Origin of the sequence: Curtobacterium sp. MCBD17_003 (genome assembly GCF_003234885.2) — a bacterium.
Classification (GTDB): domain Bacteria; phylum Actinomycetota; class Actinomycetes; order Actinomycetales; family Microbacteriaceae; genus Curtobacterium.
Map to the genome: position 1 here is coordinate 177038 of NZ_CP126275.1, position 15935 is coordinate 192972.

The following is a 15935-nucleotide window of genomic DNA, read 5'->3' on the forward strand; positions in this document are numbered from 1 at the left end:
CAGGGGTGCCCAGCGCCGTCACGCCGCTCGCTAGCATCGCGCCTGAGTGAGAGTCGCTCGTACTTCTCACCGATCGCACTCTGGGGGAAGCATGGCCGGCGTCGTGACGCGGACACATCGGGTATCGGCGTCGGCCGCATGAGCCACCGCGGACGTGGCCTGCGCCCGAGGGGGTTCCTGAGTCGGGCTGCCGTCGTCACGATCGGAGTCATGGCGGTCGTCGCCGCCGCGCTGACCGCGACACCGGCGACGGCCGCGTCGCTCAGCGCGGCCCCGGGAACGTCGGTCACCGGCCATGTCGCGAGCTCGGTCCGCGTCGCCGCCGCGCCGGCATCCTCCACGAGCGTCAGCACGCCCGCCGTCAGCCGGCTCTCCGGGACGTACACGGTGGCGCTGACCGCGACGCGCTGGACCGCGGTCGGCGGGACCGGCATCCAGGTCAAGTCGCAGGGCAGCTCGTCCAGTGCGGTCCGGAGCGTCTCGATCAGTGTCGTGAGCCCGACCGCCGCCCAGGCGCGGCACCTCGACGGCCTGGCTCTCGACATCAAGCGGACCGATCGCACCACGCGGTCCGGGGCGGTCCAGCTCGAGGTGCCGAGGAGCCTGCTGACGAACGCCGGCGGCGCTGACGTCGCGGACCGGACGACCTGGGTGACCCTGCCCGCCGGAGCGGCGCTCTCGGCGACGAACGCGACGGCGGTGACGACGACGGCGAGCTCGGGCTCCGTCGTGCTCACCCCGAAGGTCACCACGACGGCGACCACGGTCGCGGCGACGAGCGGACCGGTGTCGGCCAGCGGCACTGGATCGTTCGCCGCGGCCCCGACCGTGCCGTCCGCGGCCCCGACCGTGCCGTCATCCGCTGCGACCGTGCCGTCCTCCGCCCCGACCATCGCGTCCTCCGCCGCGACCGTCCCGTCGTCCGCTCCGTCCGCTCCGTCCGCTCCGTCCGTCGCGTCCGCCGCCCCGGACGTCGCCGCGCAGACGGGGTCCCTCTCGTGGACCTACCCGATGACGGTCCCGCCTGCGGCCGCGGGCCCGACCCCGCACCTCGCGCTCGCCTACGACTCGCAGTCGGTCGACCGCGAGACGGGTTCCACGAACAACCAGCCCTCGGCGATCGGCGACGGGTGGAGCCTCACCGGCGGCGGCTCCATCCAGCGACAGTACGTCTCGTGCTCGCGGGACGACAGCGCCGCCGTCGCGACCTCCGGCGACCTCTGCTGGAGGACCGACAACGCGACCCTCGAGCTCGACGGCCACAGCACGCCCCTGGTCCGCGACAGCGCAACGGGTGCGTGGCACCTGCAGACGGACGACGGATCCCGCCTCGAGCACCTGGTCGGGACGGCGCACGGCTGCGCCGCGAACGGGACGTCCGACACCGACTGCTGGCGCCTCACGACCACCGACGGCACCCAGTACTGGTTCGGGCTGAACGAGCTGCCCGGCTGGGCCAAGGGCAAGGCCACCACGAACTCCGCCTGGACGGTCCCCGTGTTCGGGAATGGCGCCGGTGAGCCCTGCCACGCGTCGACCTTCGCGTCGTCCTCGTGCATGCAGGCGTGGCGGTGGAACCTCGACTACGTCGTCGACACGCACGGCAACGCCGAGGCGTACTACTACGACGCCGAGACGAACAGCTACGGGAAGGACGGCAGCAGCACCACCTCGTACATCCGCGGCGGACAGCTCGACCACGTCGACTACGGCCTGACCAGGAGCACGGTGTACTCGTCGAACGCGGCCACGGCCCGGGCCTCGTTCGGTTACGACGTTTACGGCCGGTGCAGCGACACCACGCACAAGACGTGCACCAAGGAGAGCATCAACGCGGCGGCGACCAAGCCGGCCACCGCCTCCGCCTACCCCGATGTGCCCTGGGACCAGTCGTGCAGCGCCAGCTGCTCCGCGCACCGCGTTCCCACGTTCTGGACCGACGCGATGCTCGACACCGTCACCACGAGCGTCCGTTCGGGTTCGGGCTCCGCGACCGTCGACAAGTGGACCCTGTCGCACTCGTTCCCCTCGCCCGGCGACGGCACGAGCGCGGCCCTCTGGCTGACCCAGGTGCAACACACCGGGTACGCCGGGAGCACGAGCATCAGTGAGCCCGCGACCAGGTTCGCGGGTGTCCGGATGCAGAACCGGGTGTCCGCGACGGGCGGGCTGGCGCCGCTCGACAAGTGGCGGATCTCGTCGATCACCGCCGCGACGGGCGCGGTGACCTCGGTGAACTACTCCGCACAGCAGTGCACCGCAGCGCGGGCATCGGCGATCGAGGCGGCAGCGGCGAGCAACGACGAGCGGTGCTTCCCGCAGCCGTGGGCATCGTCCGTGGTGCCGGCGGCCGCAGCGCGCCAGGACCTGTTCCACGAGTACGTGGTCACGAGCGTCGTCCGCGACCCGAGGACCGGCGGCGGCGACGACCCCGCGCAGGAAACCGACTACGTGTACACCGGCGCGCCGGCCTGGAGGTACGACACGAGTCCGTCGACGCCGGCCGCGCAGCGCACGTGGTCGGTCCCGGCGGGCTTCGACCGGGTCGAGGTGCGCGAGGGCGCGCCCACGACACCGGCGGCCCAGAAGACCACGGGCTACACGTTCTTCCGGGGCCTCGACGGCGATCGCGCTGCCGCCAGCGGTGGGACGAAGACCGTCGCCGTCACCGGGACGACGATCCCTGACGCGCGGTGGTTCGCGGGCCGGGTGTACGAGGAGAAGGACCTCGACGGGGTCGGCGGCTCGCTGTTGTCCGACACCGTGCACGCCCCGTGGGCCGGGAGCGTCGAAGCAGACGACGGTCTCGACACGGCCCGGGTCGTCGCCGATGGGAACAGCACCACCAAGGAGCCGATCGCGTCCGGTGGGAGCCGCACCACGCAGACCACGGCGACGTACGACGCCCACGGGGACCCGATGTCCGTGACCACCGCGACGTCGGACGCCGGCACCACGTGTGTCACGACGTCCTACGCGCCGGCGAACACCGACGCTTGGATCGTCGACCTGACACAGGAGGTGACGGAGACTGGCGCTGCCTGCGGTGGCGACCCGGGCCTCCCGGCCGATGTGGTGTCGGACACCGAGACGAGCTATGACGGGCACGCGTTCGGCGCCGTGCCGACGGTCGGCGACGCGACGTCCACCCGGAAGGTCACGTCGTACAGCGGGTCCACACCCGTGTGGACGACGACCGACACGAGCACGTACGACGCGCTCGGTCGGCGGACCAGCTCCCGGGACGCGCTCGGCCGGACGACCACGACCGCGTACACGCCGACGGTCGGCGGGCCGGTCACGCGCGTGACCACGACCAACCCGATGGGCTGGACGAGCACCACCGGGTACGACGGCACGCGCGGCGAGGTCCTCACGCAGACCGCGGCGGACGGCGGCCTCACCACGACCACGTACGACGCTCTCGGACGCCGTACCGACGTGTGGCTGCCCGGTCGGCCGCGCGCGACGTACCCGACGTCCCCGTCCTCGGCCTACGCCTACACCGAGTCGCAGACCGCGCCGTCGGCCGTCGCCACGACGACCTTGAACGCCACCACGACGGTGACGACCGACACCCTGTTCGACGGGCTCGGGCAGCAGGTCCAGACGCAGGCGCCGTCGCCCTCCGGCGGCTCGATCGTCACCGACGACCAGTACGACGCCCAGGGGCGCGTGGTCGTCGTCGACCACGACTACTGGGCGAGTGCGGTGGCGCCGTCGGCCAAGCTGTTCGTGCCCGCGAACCAACAGCAGATCCAGTCCTCGACCCAGACGCAGTACGACGCGGCCGGCCGCACGCTGGCGACGGCCACGCGGTCCTTCGGCAAGGAGCTGTACCGGACGACGGACACCTACCCGGGAAGCGACGAGGTCGTCACCACGCCGCCGAGCGGTGGGATCCCGACGGCGACCTCCACGGATTCCCTCGGGCGGCGGACGAAGCTCGTGCAGTACCTGGGCAGCACCCCGTCGACCAGCACGGGGGCCGACACGACCACGTACGGGTACGACGCCGCCGGGCAGATGACCTCGATGACCGACCCGGCCGGCAACGAGTCGCGGTGGACCTACGACCTCCAGGGCGACCAGGTGTCCGCCGTCGACCCCGACTCCGGGACGACGACCGCCACCTACGACCTGGACGGCGAGCAGCTCACCCGGACGGACGCGCGGGGACGGACGGTGGCGTACACGTACGACGACGACGGCCGGAGGACCGCCGAGTACGACGGCAGCACCAGCGGCGCGCTGCTCGACTCGTGGACCTACGACAGCCGCAAGGTCGGTCAGCTGACGTCATCGTCGAGCTACACGGGCTCGGTGCCCGGTGTCCCCGGCGCCGCGTACACGACGTCCTACTCCGGGTACAACGCGTACGACGAGCCCACGGGCGAGACGATCTCGATCCCGTCGGCAGCACCCGCGTTCGGTGGCACGACCTACACCCTCGCCTACGGGTACGCGGTGGACGGTTCGCTCCTCGCGACCACCTACGGAGCGATGGGGGGCCTCGCGGCCGAGAAGGTCGTCACGAACTACAGCGCGCTGGGCGACCCGGTCGGCATCGGCGGCGCGGCCGACTACGGTGACGTCCTCGTGAACGCGCTCGGCCAGGTCGCGCAGATCGACCGTGGCGGGACCGTGGCGAACTCCTCCGCCTACTCGTACGACGAAGCGACCGGGGCGCTCACCGGCATCGAGGACATGACCGGCACCGGATCCGCCACCGTGGTCCAGGCCGACCGGACCTACCACCGGAACGACGCCGGCGTCATCACCTCGGCGATCACGACCGGCGCGGCGGGGGCCGAGACGCAGTGCTTCGGCTACGACTCGCTCCAGGAGATCACCAACGCCTGGACCCCCGCCTCGGGTGCCTGCGCCAGTGCTCCCACGGCCGCTGGCCTCGGCGGCGCTGCACCCTACTGGCACACCTACAGCTACGACACCGCGACCGGAAACCGCCTGTCCGAGACCGACCACTCCACCACCGGCGGTCCGGACACGACGAGCACGTACGCCTACCCGGCAGCGGGCTCCAACCAGCCCCACGCCGCACAGTCGGTTACCACGACCGACGGGACCACCACGACGACCGACCAGCTCGCCTACGACGCGGACGGTGACACCACGAGCCTCGACGGGCGCGCTGTGGCGTACGACGCTGACGGCGGGGTGCAGTCGATCACCGCGGCGGACGGTGACCAGGTGCAGGGTGACGTCCATGACGCGAACGGCCGCCTGCTGCTGCAGGACGACCGCGTCGACGGCGCCTCCCTCGTCATCGGTGACACCGAGCTCCACCAGGCGCCGGGGTCGACCACCGTGACCGCGTCGCGCACGTACTCCGTCCGGGGCATCACCGTCGCCGAACGGGACACCGACGGCACCGGTGCCGTGACCGTCTGGTTGCTCGACGCCGACGTCGACGGGACCGTCGACCTCGAGAGCAACTCGAGGACCGGCGCGGTCGTGCGGCGGCGGTTCGACCCGTTCGGCGTCGCCGTCAGCAGCGGTGCCGGCTGGAGCTCCGACCACGGCTTCCTGGACCAGCCGACCTCGAGCTCCACGGGGCTGACCGAGGTCGGATCGCGGCTCCTCGACACCGCGCTCGGGCGGTACCTCGCGCCCCAGACCGTTTCCGGAGCCGGAGCCGGAGCCGGAGCCGGACCCGACCCCAGGCCGACGGGCGTGCCGCAGTCGGACCAGTATTCGTACGGCGCGAACGATCCGGTGACGCCGACTGGTCCGGGCGGCGCGTGGTCCTCCTCGGTCACGGGCCCGGAGGCATCGGCCGGCGCGGTCCGCGCCACGGAGCCGCCCGCGGCCGAGTCCGGAGCTCCGTGGTCCCGCTGAGGCGCCGCGGGCGGACCACGCACATCGTCCTGCCCCGCTGACGCCCGGACCGCGAGCGGGGGCGCTTCAGCATGGGTGCGTCACTCTTGGTCGATCTGTGGTGATGCCGGCCGGGCGCCAGGTGTCGTCGCGCATCACCGCAGGCTCACCGACGGCATCGAGATCGAGATCGAGATCGTGACCGATACCGTGCCGCGTTCCGGTCGAGGATGCTGGGTCAGCCTCACTTGGGTGCGCTACCACGGCTGGACGATGCAGGTGAGAGCGCTGGACCGTTGAGGACGGAGGGGACTGCATGGAATCCGGGCGGTTGCACGAGGACGTATCGCGTGCCGGAGCGCGAGAGCTGCTGCGATGATCGACAGGGGACGGTGGTGGACATGGTGACGATGTACCGCTGTCCTGTGTGCAGATATCCCGGCTTGTACGAGCCGGCGCGTAATCGGTACGGTCTTCCCTCGTTCGATATCTGCCCCTGTTGCGGCTATCAGTTCGGAGTGTCGGATGACGACAGGGGCATCGATTACGACCGATGGCGGCAGAACTGGCTTGATTTTGGTGCGCCTTGGTGGTCTCGCGAGGGTCCACCAGAAGGATGGGATCTCGAGCGGCAGCTCAGGGATGTGTGAGCGTGAAGATCACGGATCTGGATCAGCCCGTCGCGTTCGGGACGCGCACGTTCCCCCTCTCGACCCTGATCGAGGATTGGGCGGCCAGGGTTCTGAAGTTCGCCGACGACTCGAGGACGGAGACCGAACGCCCGTGGACGTTCGACGACTACCTCGGCGCGCTTCACCTCCGCGACGTCTCGACCCCCGCGTAGACCGCCCGCCGAGTGAGCAGGTGGTCGCGCTCGGCCGCGTTCTCGACCAGGGCGAGTGCGCGATCGCACGCGGCCACGGCCTCCTCGGGCCGCCCGCTGCGGTGGAGCAACTCGGCGCGCGTCGCCGCGAGGTGGTGGTTCCGGGCGAGCTGGGGGTCGTCCCGCAACCGCTCGAGTTCGACGAGGGCGGCGGCAGGGCCGTCGACCTCGGCGGTGGCGACCGCCCGGGCGAGCAGGACCATGGGGGACGGCCACGCGCGGGCGAGCGCGTCGTACAGCGCCCGGATCTGCCTCCAGTCTGTTGCCGCGGTGAACGGCGCCTCGGCGTGCAGGACGGCGATCGCGGCCTGCAGCGCGAAGCGTCCGGGCCGGGGCCGGAGCGCTCGGAGTGCGCGGTCGCGGGCCTCCTCGATCATGGCGCGGTCCCAGCGGCTCCGGTCCTGGTCGGCGAGCGCGACGAGCGCGCCGGCGGCGTCGACCCGCGTGCTGCGTCGGGCGTCGGTCGCGAGCATGAGCGCGAGCAGGCCCTGCACCTCGGGGTCGTCGGGCAGCACCGCCACGAGCATCCGTCCGAGTTCGATGGCCCGGTCCAGGAGGTCCGGCTGCAGCAGTCCCGCACCGGACGGAGCCGTGTGGCCGGCCGTGAACACGAGGTGCACGGTGGCGAGGACCATCGGCAGTCGGTGCGGGAGTTCGGCGGCCGGCGGGGTGCGGAACGGGATCCGTGCGTCGTGGATCTTCCGCTTCGCCCGGGTGAGCCGGGCTGCCATGGTCGCCTCCGGCACGAGGAGCAGCCGCGCGGCGTCCGCGGTGGGGATCCCGCACACCAGACGGAGCGTCAGCGCGAGCTGCGACTCGGGGGCGAGCGCGGGGTGACAGCACAGGAACACCAGGTCGAGGCGGTGATCGGGGGTGTCCCGCGGCTCCGACGGGGATGGTGACGGATCGGGCTCGACGAGCAACGGGAGCTTCCGTCGCAGCGTCATCGCCCGGCGGACGGCGTCGAGTGCGCGACGACGGGCCACGGTCGCGAGCCAGGCCACCGGGTCGTCGGGCACGCCGCCGGTCGACCAGGCCTCGATCGCCGTGGCCGACGCCTCCTGCACGCACTCCTCGGCCAGGTCGAGATCGCGCGTCACCCGCGCCGCGGCGGCGAGGAGGCCCGCCCACCCGCGGCGGTGGGCCTCCTCGAGCGCTGCGCGCACGACCGCCGGGGTCGTGCCCGTCATGCCCCGTCGGCGGCGGGGACGCCAGGAGCCTGCCCGGAGGCCGCTCCCACGTCGCCGCGGACCCATCCGCCGACCACCGGCCGGACCTCCACCGCGCCGCCCTGCCACGTGGCCGGGTTGCGGGCGGCGATCGCGAGTGCGGCGTCGAGGTCGGGCGCCTCGATGATGCCGAGGCCGGCGATGACCTCCTTCGTCTCGGCGAACGGGCCGTCGCTGACCACGCCGTCCCGGACCGTGGTGGTCACCTCGGGCGGTGTCAGCGCGAAGGCCGCCACGAGCGAGCCCGACGCGATGAGGTCGGCCGCGTGCTGGTCGTGTTCGGCGAGGTCCTCGGCGGTGGCCGGACCTGCACCGGGGTAGATGAGGATCGCGTACTGGGTCATGTCGTCTCCCGTCGTCGTCGCCGGTGGTTCCACCGGTACTCCCTTGTCGAACGGGGTGTGCGGGAATCGACAGGCGGCGCGACACGAGTCACAGGAAGAGCGCCGTACTTGTCGCCCGAGGCCCTTAAGTGACAGTAACGGCCCCGCTATTCTCACTTACGAGCGACAAGTGACAGTAACGGGAGCGTTGCTGTCACTTCCGAGGCCAGCGGGCAGGCCCCCGGCTCAGCGGCACCGCGGATCGCGACTCGGCACGAGCCCCTGCACCAGGTACGCGTCCACCGTGTCGTCGACGCACTCGTCGCCGTAGTTGTACGCCAGGTGCCCCTCGCCGACGTGGGTGACGAGGTGCCCGGACGGGAACAGCGCGGCCAGGGTCTTCGCCTGGTGGTACGGGGTCGCGGGGTCGCCGGTCGAGCCGATGACGAGCACGGGGTCCTGCCCGCCGTGTGTCGGGGGCGGCGGGGACGCGACCATGCCGTCCGGCCACTGCCCGCAGGTGACGTCGCCGTACGCCTGGTAGGGGCCGAGCGTCGGTGCCGCGTGCGCCAGCTGCTTCGCCTCGTGGCGCATGTCCGCGGTCACGTCGTCGGCGCCGCCGTCTAGGCAGCCGATCGCGGTGAACGCCTCGGTCGCGTTGTCCCAGTACTTCCCGTTCGACCGCCGGCCGTTGTAGGCGTCGGCCGCGTGGAACGCCTTGGCGGGGTCGCCGGCCGCGACGCCGCGGAGCATGGTGGTCAGGGCGGGCCACTCCGTGGTGCTGTACAGCTCGTTGACGATCGCGGTCGAGAGCGTCGCCCCGTCGAGTCGCCGACCGTCGCTCGCCATCAGGGGGTCCGTGTCCGCCGCGTGCAGCAGGTGACGGATCCGGCTCATCGCGTGGTCGACGGTGCCGGTGAAGGGGCAGGTGGCGTCGCCGACGACGGCGCTCTCCGATCCGCGGACGCAGGCCCGGGCCCAGGCGCGGAGGTCGCCCTCGAAGCCCTTCGCCTGGGCGACGACGCCGTCGGTGGAGGTCGGGGTCCAGATGTCGACGGCACCGTCGAGCACGAACCTGCCCACGTGGTGGGGGTAGAGGGACGCGTAGACACTGCCGAGCTCGGTGCCGTACGAGTACCCGAGGTAGTCGAGGCGCGGCATGCCGAGGTCGGCGCGGAGGAGCTCCATGTCGCGGGCGGCGCTCACCGTGTCGACGTGTCCGAGCAGCGCTCCCGTGTGCTCGGCGCAGTCGTGGGCGAACGTCCGGGCACGCTCGCGGTCCGCGGCGAGCCACGTGCTCGATCCGATGGTGCCGGGGAGGACGCTGTAGAGGTACCGGTCGAGCTCGGCGGCGCCACCGCAGTGCACCGCGCTGGAGTACCCGACGCCGCGGGGGTCGAACCCGACGACGTCGTAGTGCCGCGCGACCGTGGCCGTGACGGCGTTCCGGACGCTGCTCCCGACGAGGTCGACGCCGGACTCACCCGGTCCGCCGGGGTCGACGAGCAGCGTGCCGAGGCGCTTGCCGGTGGCGCGGTGCTCGATGAGCGCCAGGTGGATCGCGCGCGTGCCCGGGTCCTCCCAATCGAGCGGGGCCTCCACGGCGGCGCAGCGGTCGTGACCGCACGCGGTCCAGTGGACGGCCTTCGTGAACTCGCGGAGGACCAACCGGTGCGCGATCACCGGCCCGGTCGTGAACGCGGCGATCGCCCCACCGATCAGCCCGGCGAGCACCGCCACCACGATGAGCAGCAGGACACCCCCGGTGCGGCGTTCGGCGGTCCCCGGATGCTCCCCGGTCGTCCAGTAGGTCACGTGCTCCCCCTCGTCGGCCCGGGAACGCTACCAGTCGTGCCATCCGCCGCGGTCCTCCCCAGAACGGGGATGTGGAGGGTCCCCGCAGCACACCCGGTGGGGAGGGCCGTCACGGCCTCACCCCGAGGGTCCCTCCCCGTGGACCCTCCGCGTGGGCCCTCTGGTCAGGGCAGGCGCGTGGCGCGCACCACGACGTCGTGGAGCACGACCGGGCCGCTGCGGCGCACGATCTCGCGCCGCGGCTCCTCCGCACGGTCGACGCGCCAGGCGGGTCCGTCGAACAGGGCGGCGACGTCGGCGGCACCGACCGTGGCCTCCTCGGGCGGTGCGGCGTCGTGCCGGTGGTGCGACCCGTGTCGGTGCCCGACGACGAGCAGCGTGCCGCCGGGCGCGACCCACCCGCCGATCCGCTCGTAGAGCGCGAGCTGCGGGATCGTGGCGTGCGCGTAGGCGGTCGTCACCAGGTCGAAGCGGCGCTCGGGCTCCCAGGTGGTCAGGTCCGCGGCCACCCAGGTCACCGCGTCGGGGACCTCCGCCACGGCTGCGCGCCGTGCGCCGCGTTCGAGCGCGGTCGGCGCGATGTCGACGCCGGTCACGTGCCAGCCGTGCTCGGCGAGCCACACCGCGTCCGTCCCGGTGCCGCACCCCGCGTCGAGCGCGGAGCCGGGAGGCCCGGCCTCCGCCGCCTGCACCAGGTACGGGGTCGGAGTGGTCGGCCCCTCGGCTTCGTCGCCGTCGGCGTCGCGCCAGTGGGCGTCCCAGGAGTCGCGGTCGAAGCCGATGGTCATGACGGCATCATGCACCCCGGGCCGCGCCCGGGCGAGCCGTGCGTGGGCGACTCGTGCTCGGCCGACCTTGCGCGGGGCCCGGGCGCGAGAGCCCGGGCGCGCAGCGCGGAGCGGTCAGGGACGGCCGGTCGCGTACTGGTTCGCCGTGATGAGCCGGTACGTCACGTCGGGGCCCGAGTCGGCGACCTTCACCCACACCCGCTCGCGGTCGCTGAACTTCATCGACACGCGGTCGTAGGCCTCGCCGCCGATGCGGTGCCCGGCGAAGTACGACGGCCGGCCCTCGGTGCTCGACAGCAGGACACCGACGAACTCCGCGTCGGTCGGGGGTTCGCTCAGCAGCTCCGCCGGGTCGAGCTGCAGGATGATCACCTCACCGCGGACCACGTTGCCGGGGGTGCCGTCGGAAGCGTTGCGTTCGGTCATCGTCGACTCCTGCTCTCCGGGCGATCTGAGGACAGCGTAGGCGCGGGCCGATGGAAGCGGTAGGGCCGCGGGAGCGGTCGGGCTGCAGAAGCGACCGTGCTGCAGAAGCGACCGTGCCGCAGAAGCGACCGTGCCGTCGATCGCGCCGGACGGGTCAGGCGTCGAGCTCCGCGACGAGCGCCGTGACGCGCCGCCGGATCTCGTCACGGACGGGCCGCACCTGCTCCAGCGGCAAGCCCGCGGGATCGGTGAGCTCCCAGTCCTCGTAGCGCTTGCCGGGGAACACCGGGCAGGCGTCGCCGCACCCCATGGTGATGACGACGTCGGACGCGCGGACGGTGTCCGTCTCGAGCACGGTCGGCCGACCGGCGGTGATGTCGATGCCGTCCTCGGCCATGGCCGCCACCGCCACGGGGTTGGTGTGGTCCGCCGGTTCGCTGCCCGCCGACAGCACGGTCACGCGGTCGCCCGCGAGGTGCTGCAGGTAGCCCGCGGCCATCTGTGATCGCCCGGCGTTGTGGACACACACGAACAGGACGGTGGGGCGGTGGTCGGTCATCGTGCTCCGGAGCCTCGTGGGGCGGTGCGTGCCGCGGGACGTGCGGCACGGTGAGCAGGTTGCCCTCCCCGTCGCTCCGGTGCAACCCGACCGGCGGCCGATCTCGCGAACGTGCCCCCGGCCCTCCCGGCTGGCGCTACGTTGGGGGCGTGACCAGCGCTGGAGCCGCCGAGGACGCCCCACGGCGCGGGTACCGCAAGGGGGCGGAGCGGCGCGCGCAGATCCTCGACGAGATGATCCGGATGGTCGCCGAGCAGGGGGTCGACGCGTCGTCGATCCGTTCTGTGGCGGACGCGCTCGGCATCTCGCACGCGGCGCTGCGGCACTACTTCTCCTCCCGGGACGAACTCCTCGTCGCCGTGTACCGGGAGCACGAGGTCCGCACCGTCTCGGCGGCCGAACCCCCGACCTCGGCGATCGGGGACATGCGCGAGAGCACCGACCGCAACCGGTCCGTGCCCGGGCTGGTGCAGCTCTACACGACGCTCGCGGCCGACGCGGTGCAGGAGGGCCACCCGGGGACGCGGGAGTTCATGCGCGAGCGTTTTCGATCGCTGCGCCACGACCTCGCCGAGCTCATCCGACGCGACCAGGAGGCCGGGCGGATCCGCGCGGACCTCGACGCGCAGGACCTCGCCTCGCTGAGCATCGCGGCGTCCGACGGGCTGCAGGTGCAGTGGCTGCTCGACCCCGAAGCCGTCGACGGCGCGCGGGTCCTCCGGCTCCTCGAGTCGATCGTGCCGCCGGGGCCGGCCGCCTGATCGGGACGGCGCTGCCGATGGGAACGGGGCGGGGCCGCGCCGGATCACCCGGTGCGGCCCCGCTGCCGAGCTCAGCTCAGTGGTCGTTCTCGCGCAGCCAGGCCAGGGACTCGGCGATGCCCTCGAACACGTCGCCCTTGTAGGCGTCGAACTCGACGACACGCAGGGCCTGCGGGGCCGCGGCGAGGATCGCGGCGACGTCGACGTCGCCCTGACCAGCCGGGGTCTGGTTCTCGAACGCCGCCTTGAGCGCGTCGGGCACGACGAGCGCGCTCTCGCTCGACGGGAGGGCCGTGGCGATGTCCCCGGTCACCTTGCCGTCCTTGACGTGGATCGCGACGACGCGGTCGCCGAGCCCGCGGAGCACTGCTGGTGCGTCGGCACCGCCGACGGTGGCCCAGAACGTGTCGACCTCGAGGACGACCTCAGGGGCGAGCTGCTCGACGAACAGCTCGTAGATCGGACGACCGTCGACCTTGTTCGTGAACTCCCACTGGTGGTTGTGGTACCCGAAGCGGAGGCCGGAGCCTGCCGCCTGCTCGGTGAGCGTGTTGACGCGCTCGGCGAGGCGCTTCGCGTCGTCGGCGGTCTGCCACCGGTCCGTCGGGATGAACGGGTCGATGACGGTCGTGATGCCGAGGCGCACGGCGGCCTCGAACACGGCCTCGGGGGCCTCCGAGTCGATCACGGCGGCGTGACCGGACGGCGCGGTGAGGCCGGTCGCGGCGAACACGCGCTCGTAGTCGTCGACGCGCTCCTGGAACGCGTACGGCTCGACGTGCTCGTAGCCGATCTCGCGGACCCGCGCGACGGCGGCGTCCAGGTCGGCCGCGACGGCGTCCCGCAGCGAGTACAGCTGCACGGAGGTGGTGGGCATTCGGAACTCCTTCGGTCCTGGCAGGGGTGTCCACCCGTCGCGGCCGTGGGATGCTCCGGCGTCGTCGACAGGATCGGGACGACGCTACACGCAATACCTTCCGGTGTGTAGTTTCCCCGGCGCGTCCCGCGGCGCCGTTACGATCCGGAGCGTGACCGACTCCCGTTCCGGTGCCGACGCCGTCGTCGACCGCCGTGTCCTCGTCCGATGGCGGACCGCGATCATCGTCGCGTTCGGCATCGGTGGCATCACCCTCGCCGCGTGGGGACCGCGCCTGCCGGAGCTCCGCGCGGAGCTCCACGTGACGACCGGCACCATCGGCGTCGTGCTCGCCGCCGTCACCGTCGGGTCCGTCGCCGGGCTGCTGCTCGCCACCCCGCTGCTGCGGACGCTCGGGAGCCGACGTGCGATCGCGAGCACGATCCTCCTGGTCGCCGTCGCGCTCGCCGTCATCGGCCTCGCCGCCGCCCTCGGGTCCGTTCCCCTGGTCGCCGTCGCGTTCGTCGCGGCCGGGCTCGGGATCGGGTCCCTCGACGTCATGATCAACGTCGAGGGCACGGCTGTCGAGGCCGCGATGGGCCGCACCTTCCTGCCGCTCATGCACGCGGCATGGTCGGGAGGCGCGGCACTCGGGTCCGGGATCGGTGCGGCTTGCGCGGCGCTCGGCGTCGCACCGTCGGTCCAGTTCGTCGGCGAGGCCGTCGCGATCGCCGTGGCGGGCCTCGTCCTGACCCGCTCGATCCCGGCCGGCGCCCGGACCGAGGAGCCGGGGGAGCCCCAGACCACCGGCCGCAAGGTGCTCGAGTGGCTGCGCGGATGGGCCGACTGGCGGCTCCTGCTCATCGGGGTCGTCATGCTCGGCGTCGAACTCGGCGAGGGGTCCGCGAACAACTGGCTCACCCTCGCCACCCGGGACGACCACGGCGAACCCGCAGCGGTCGCCGCGCTGTTCTTCACCGTGTTCGCGCTCACCGAGGCCGCCACCCGGGCACTCGGCGGCCCGTTCGTCGACCGGTTCGGCCGCGTGTGGACCGTCCGCGTGACGGCGGCGCTCGGCGTGCTCGGCGCGGTCGCGTTCATCCTCGGCGGGACCTGGTGGATCGCGCTCGTCGGGGTGCTGCTCTGGGCGGTCGGGGTGTCGATGGGGTTCCCGCTCGGCATGTCCGCCGCGGCCGAGTCCGGCCCGGACCCCGCCGCGCGGGTCAGCGTCGTCGCGTCGATCGGGTACTTCGCGAACTTCGCCGGTCCGCCGGCCATCGGGCTCCTCGCCGAGCGGTCGAGCGTCCTCACCGCGCTGTGGCTCGTGGCGGCCGCGTTCGTCGCCGCGTTCGTGGCCTCCGGGGCGCTGCGGCCGCGGACGGCGGGGCCGACGGGAGCGGCGGCGGCCCGGGCCTGAGTGTGGTCGGACGGGGCTGCGTCGTCGTGCTGTGCGCGGTCGGCTGCGGCGCCGGCGTCGTCCGCGGTGTCCTGGGACCGGTGGACCCAGGACACCGCCGCGCCGGTCGCGGAGACTGGACGGGTGCAGACCTGGGAGTTCGGACGGACCGTGCGGCGCTGGCGAGACCGCGTCGCGCCCGAGACCGTCGGCGTGCCCGTGGGCGGCCGCCGACGTGCGGTGGGCCTCCGGCGCGAGGAACTCGCAGCGCTCGCCGGGATCTCCGCCGACTACCTGACCCGGCTCGAACAGGGGCGGGCGACCTCGCCCTCGGCGCAGGTCGTCGAGGCGATCGCCCGAGCCCTGCGGCTCTCCGACGCCGACCGCGACCTCCTGTACGACCTCGCGGGACACGCCGCACCCGGCCCCGACCTCGTGCCGTCCCGGATCTCGGCGAGCGTGCAGCGCCTCCTCGACCGGCTCGCGACCACCCCGGTCGCCGTGTACGACGCCACGTGGACGCTCATCGTCGCCAACGCGCCGTACGACGCGCTCATGGGACCCACTTCGACCTGGCGCGGGATCGAGCGCAATGCAGTCTGGCGCAACCTGATCGGCCCCGGCACCCGCGTGGTGCACAGCCCGGAGGAGCTCGCCGCGCTCCAGGCCGGACAGGTCGCCGAACTCCGCCGTACAGCGAGCCGCTACCCGGCCGACCGGTCCGTGCAGGCCCTCGTGTCCGAACTCGCCGCCGGGAATCCACGGTTCGTCGAGCTCTGGGAGGCCGAGACGGTCGCCGCGGACCGTGACACCGTCAAGCGCAAGGTCGTGCAGCACCCGACCGTCGGGCCCATCGCGCTCGACTGCGACGTGCTGGTCGTGGCCACCGACGACGTCCGCATCATGCTCTACACGGCCGAGCCCGGCACCGAGGACGCCGAGCGGCTCGCCCTCGCGATCGTGCTCGGGACGCAGACGCTCGTCGACTGAGCCCGCGTCGGACGGAGGTCCGCTGCTGCGGTGGGCGCGCCTCCCGGATGGCTGGCGAGTCCGGTTGCCGC

12 protein-coding genes are annotated in these 15935 nt (G+C 72.9%); 5 read left to right on the forward strand and 7 right to left on the reverse strand.

Annotation, left to right across the window (positions count from 1 at the left end):
• The first annotated feature begins 210 nt into the window (after nucleotides 1-210).
• Together DEI88_RS00955 and DEI88_RS00960 are read left to right on the forward strand one after the other, a co-directional pair.
• A complete protein-coding gene (locus DEI88_RS00955; RefSeq protein ID WP_111072697.1) occupies nucleotides 211-5859 on the forward strand; it encodes an RHS repeat protein in 5649 nt (1882 codons plus the stop codon).
• A gap of 625 nt (nucleotides 5860-6484) precedes the next feature.
• Nucleotides 6485-6682 carry a hypothetical protein gene (locus DEI88_RS00960; protein ID WP_111012052.1) on the forward strand — a complete coding sequence of 66 codons (198 nt, stop codon included), beginning with the start codon at nucleotides 6485-6487 and terminating at the stop codon, nucleotides 6680-6682.
• Here DEI88_RS00960 and DEI88_RS00965 read toward each other — a convergent pair.
• From DEI88_RS00965 to DEI88_RS00990, 6 genes are all read right to left on the reverse strand, one after another.
• Nucleotides 6652-7911 carry an RNA polymerase sigma factor gene (locus DEI88_RS00965; RefSeq protein WP_111072695.1) on the reverse strand — a complete coding sequence of 420 codons (1260 nt, stop codon included), beginning with the start codon at nucleotides 7909-7911 and terminating at the stop codon, nucleotides 6652-6654. The genes DEI88_RS00960 and DEI88_RS00965 overlap by 31 nt on opposite strands.
• On the reverse strand, nucleotides 7908-8294 hold the full coding sequence (locus tag DEI88_RS00970) for a YciI family protein (RefSeq protein WP_111072694.1): 387 nt from the start codon (nucleotides 8292-8294) through the stop codon (nucleotides 7908-7910). The genes DEI88_RS00965 and DEI88_RS00970 overlap by 4 nt, the downstream gene beginning before the upstream one ends.
• A 225-nt stretch (nucleotides 8295-8519) precedes the next feature.
• On the reverse strand, nucleotides 8520-10088 hold the full coding sequence (locus DEI88_RS00975) for an alpha/beta hydrolase (protein ID WP_111072693.1): 1569 nt from the start codon (nucleotides 10086-10088) through the stop codon (nucleotides 8520-8522).
• A gap of 164 nt (nucleotides 10089-10252) precedes the next feature.
• Complete coding sequence (locus DEI88_RS00980) at nucleotides 10253-10876, reverse strand: class I SAM-dependent methyltransferase (protein ID WP_111072692.1); 624 nt, start codon at nucleotides 10874-10876, stop codon at nucleotides 10253-10255.
• A 114-nt stretch (nucleotides 10877-10990) separates the two neighbouring features.
• The gene (locus DEI88_RS00985) at nucleotides 10991-11302 is read right to left on the reverse strand and encodes a hypothetical protein (protein WP_111010280.1); all 312 of its coding nucleotides are present in this window, start codon (nucleotides 11300-11302) and stop codon (nucleotides 10991-10993) included.
• 154 nt (nucleotides 11303-11456) lie between these two features.
• Nucleotides 11457-11861 carry an arsenate reductase ArsC gene (locus DEI88_RS00990; protein WP_111072691.1) on the reverse strand — a complete coding sequence of 135 codons (405 nt, stop codon included), beginning with the start codon at nucleotides 11859-11861 and terminating at the stop codon, nucleotides 11457-11459.
• A gap of 149 nt (nucleotides 11862-12010) precedes the next feature.
• On the opposite strand from DEI88_RS00990, the gene DEI88_RS00995 reads away from it, so the two are divergent.
• Nucleotides 12011-12622 carry a TetR/AcrR family transcriptional regulator gene (locus DEI88_RS00995; RefSeq protein ID WP_111012057.1) on the forward strand — a complete coding sequence of 204 codons (612 nt, stop codon included), beginning with the start codon at nucleotides 12011-12013 and terminating at the stop codon, nucleotides 12620-12622.
• Between the two features lie 76 nt (nucleotides 12623-12698).
• On the opposite strand, the gene DEI88_RS01000 is transcribed toward DEI88_RS00995, so the two are convergent.
• On the reverse strand, nucleotides 12699-13499 hold the full coding sequence (locus DEI88_RS01000) for a sugar phosphate isomerase/epimerase family protein (protein ID WP_111010277.1): 801 nt from the start codon (nucleotides 13497-13499) through the stop codon (nucleotides 12699-12701).
• A gap of 151 nt (nucleotides 13500-13650) precedes the next feature.
• Here DEI88_RS01000 and DEI88_RS01005 point away from each other — a divergent pair, with 151 nt between their 5' ends.
• Together DEI88_RS01005 and DEI88_RS01010 are read left to right on the forward strand one after the other, a co-directional pair.
• Nucleotides 13651-14895, forward strand: coding sequence for an MFS transporter (locus tag DEI88_RS01005; protein ID WP_111072690.1), 1245 nt, complete (start codon nucleotides 13651-13653; stop codon nucleotides 14893-14895).
• Between the two features lie 123 nt (nucleotides 14896-15018).
• A complete protein-coding gene (locus DEI88_RS01010; RefSeq protein ID WP_111072710.1) occupies nucleotides 15019-15864 on the forward strand; it encodes a helix-turn-helix transcriptional regulator in 846 nt (281 codons plus the stop codon).
• Nucleotides 15865-15935 lie beyond the last annotated feature (71 nt).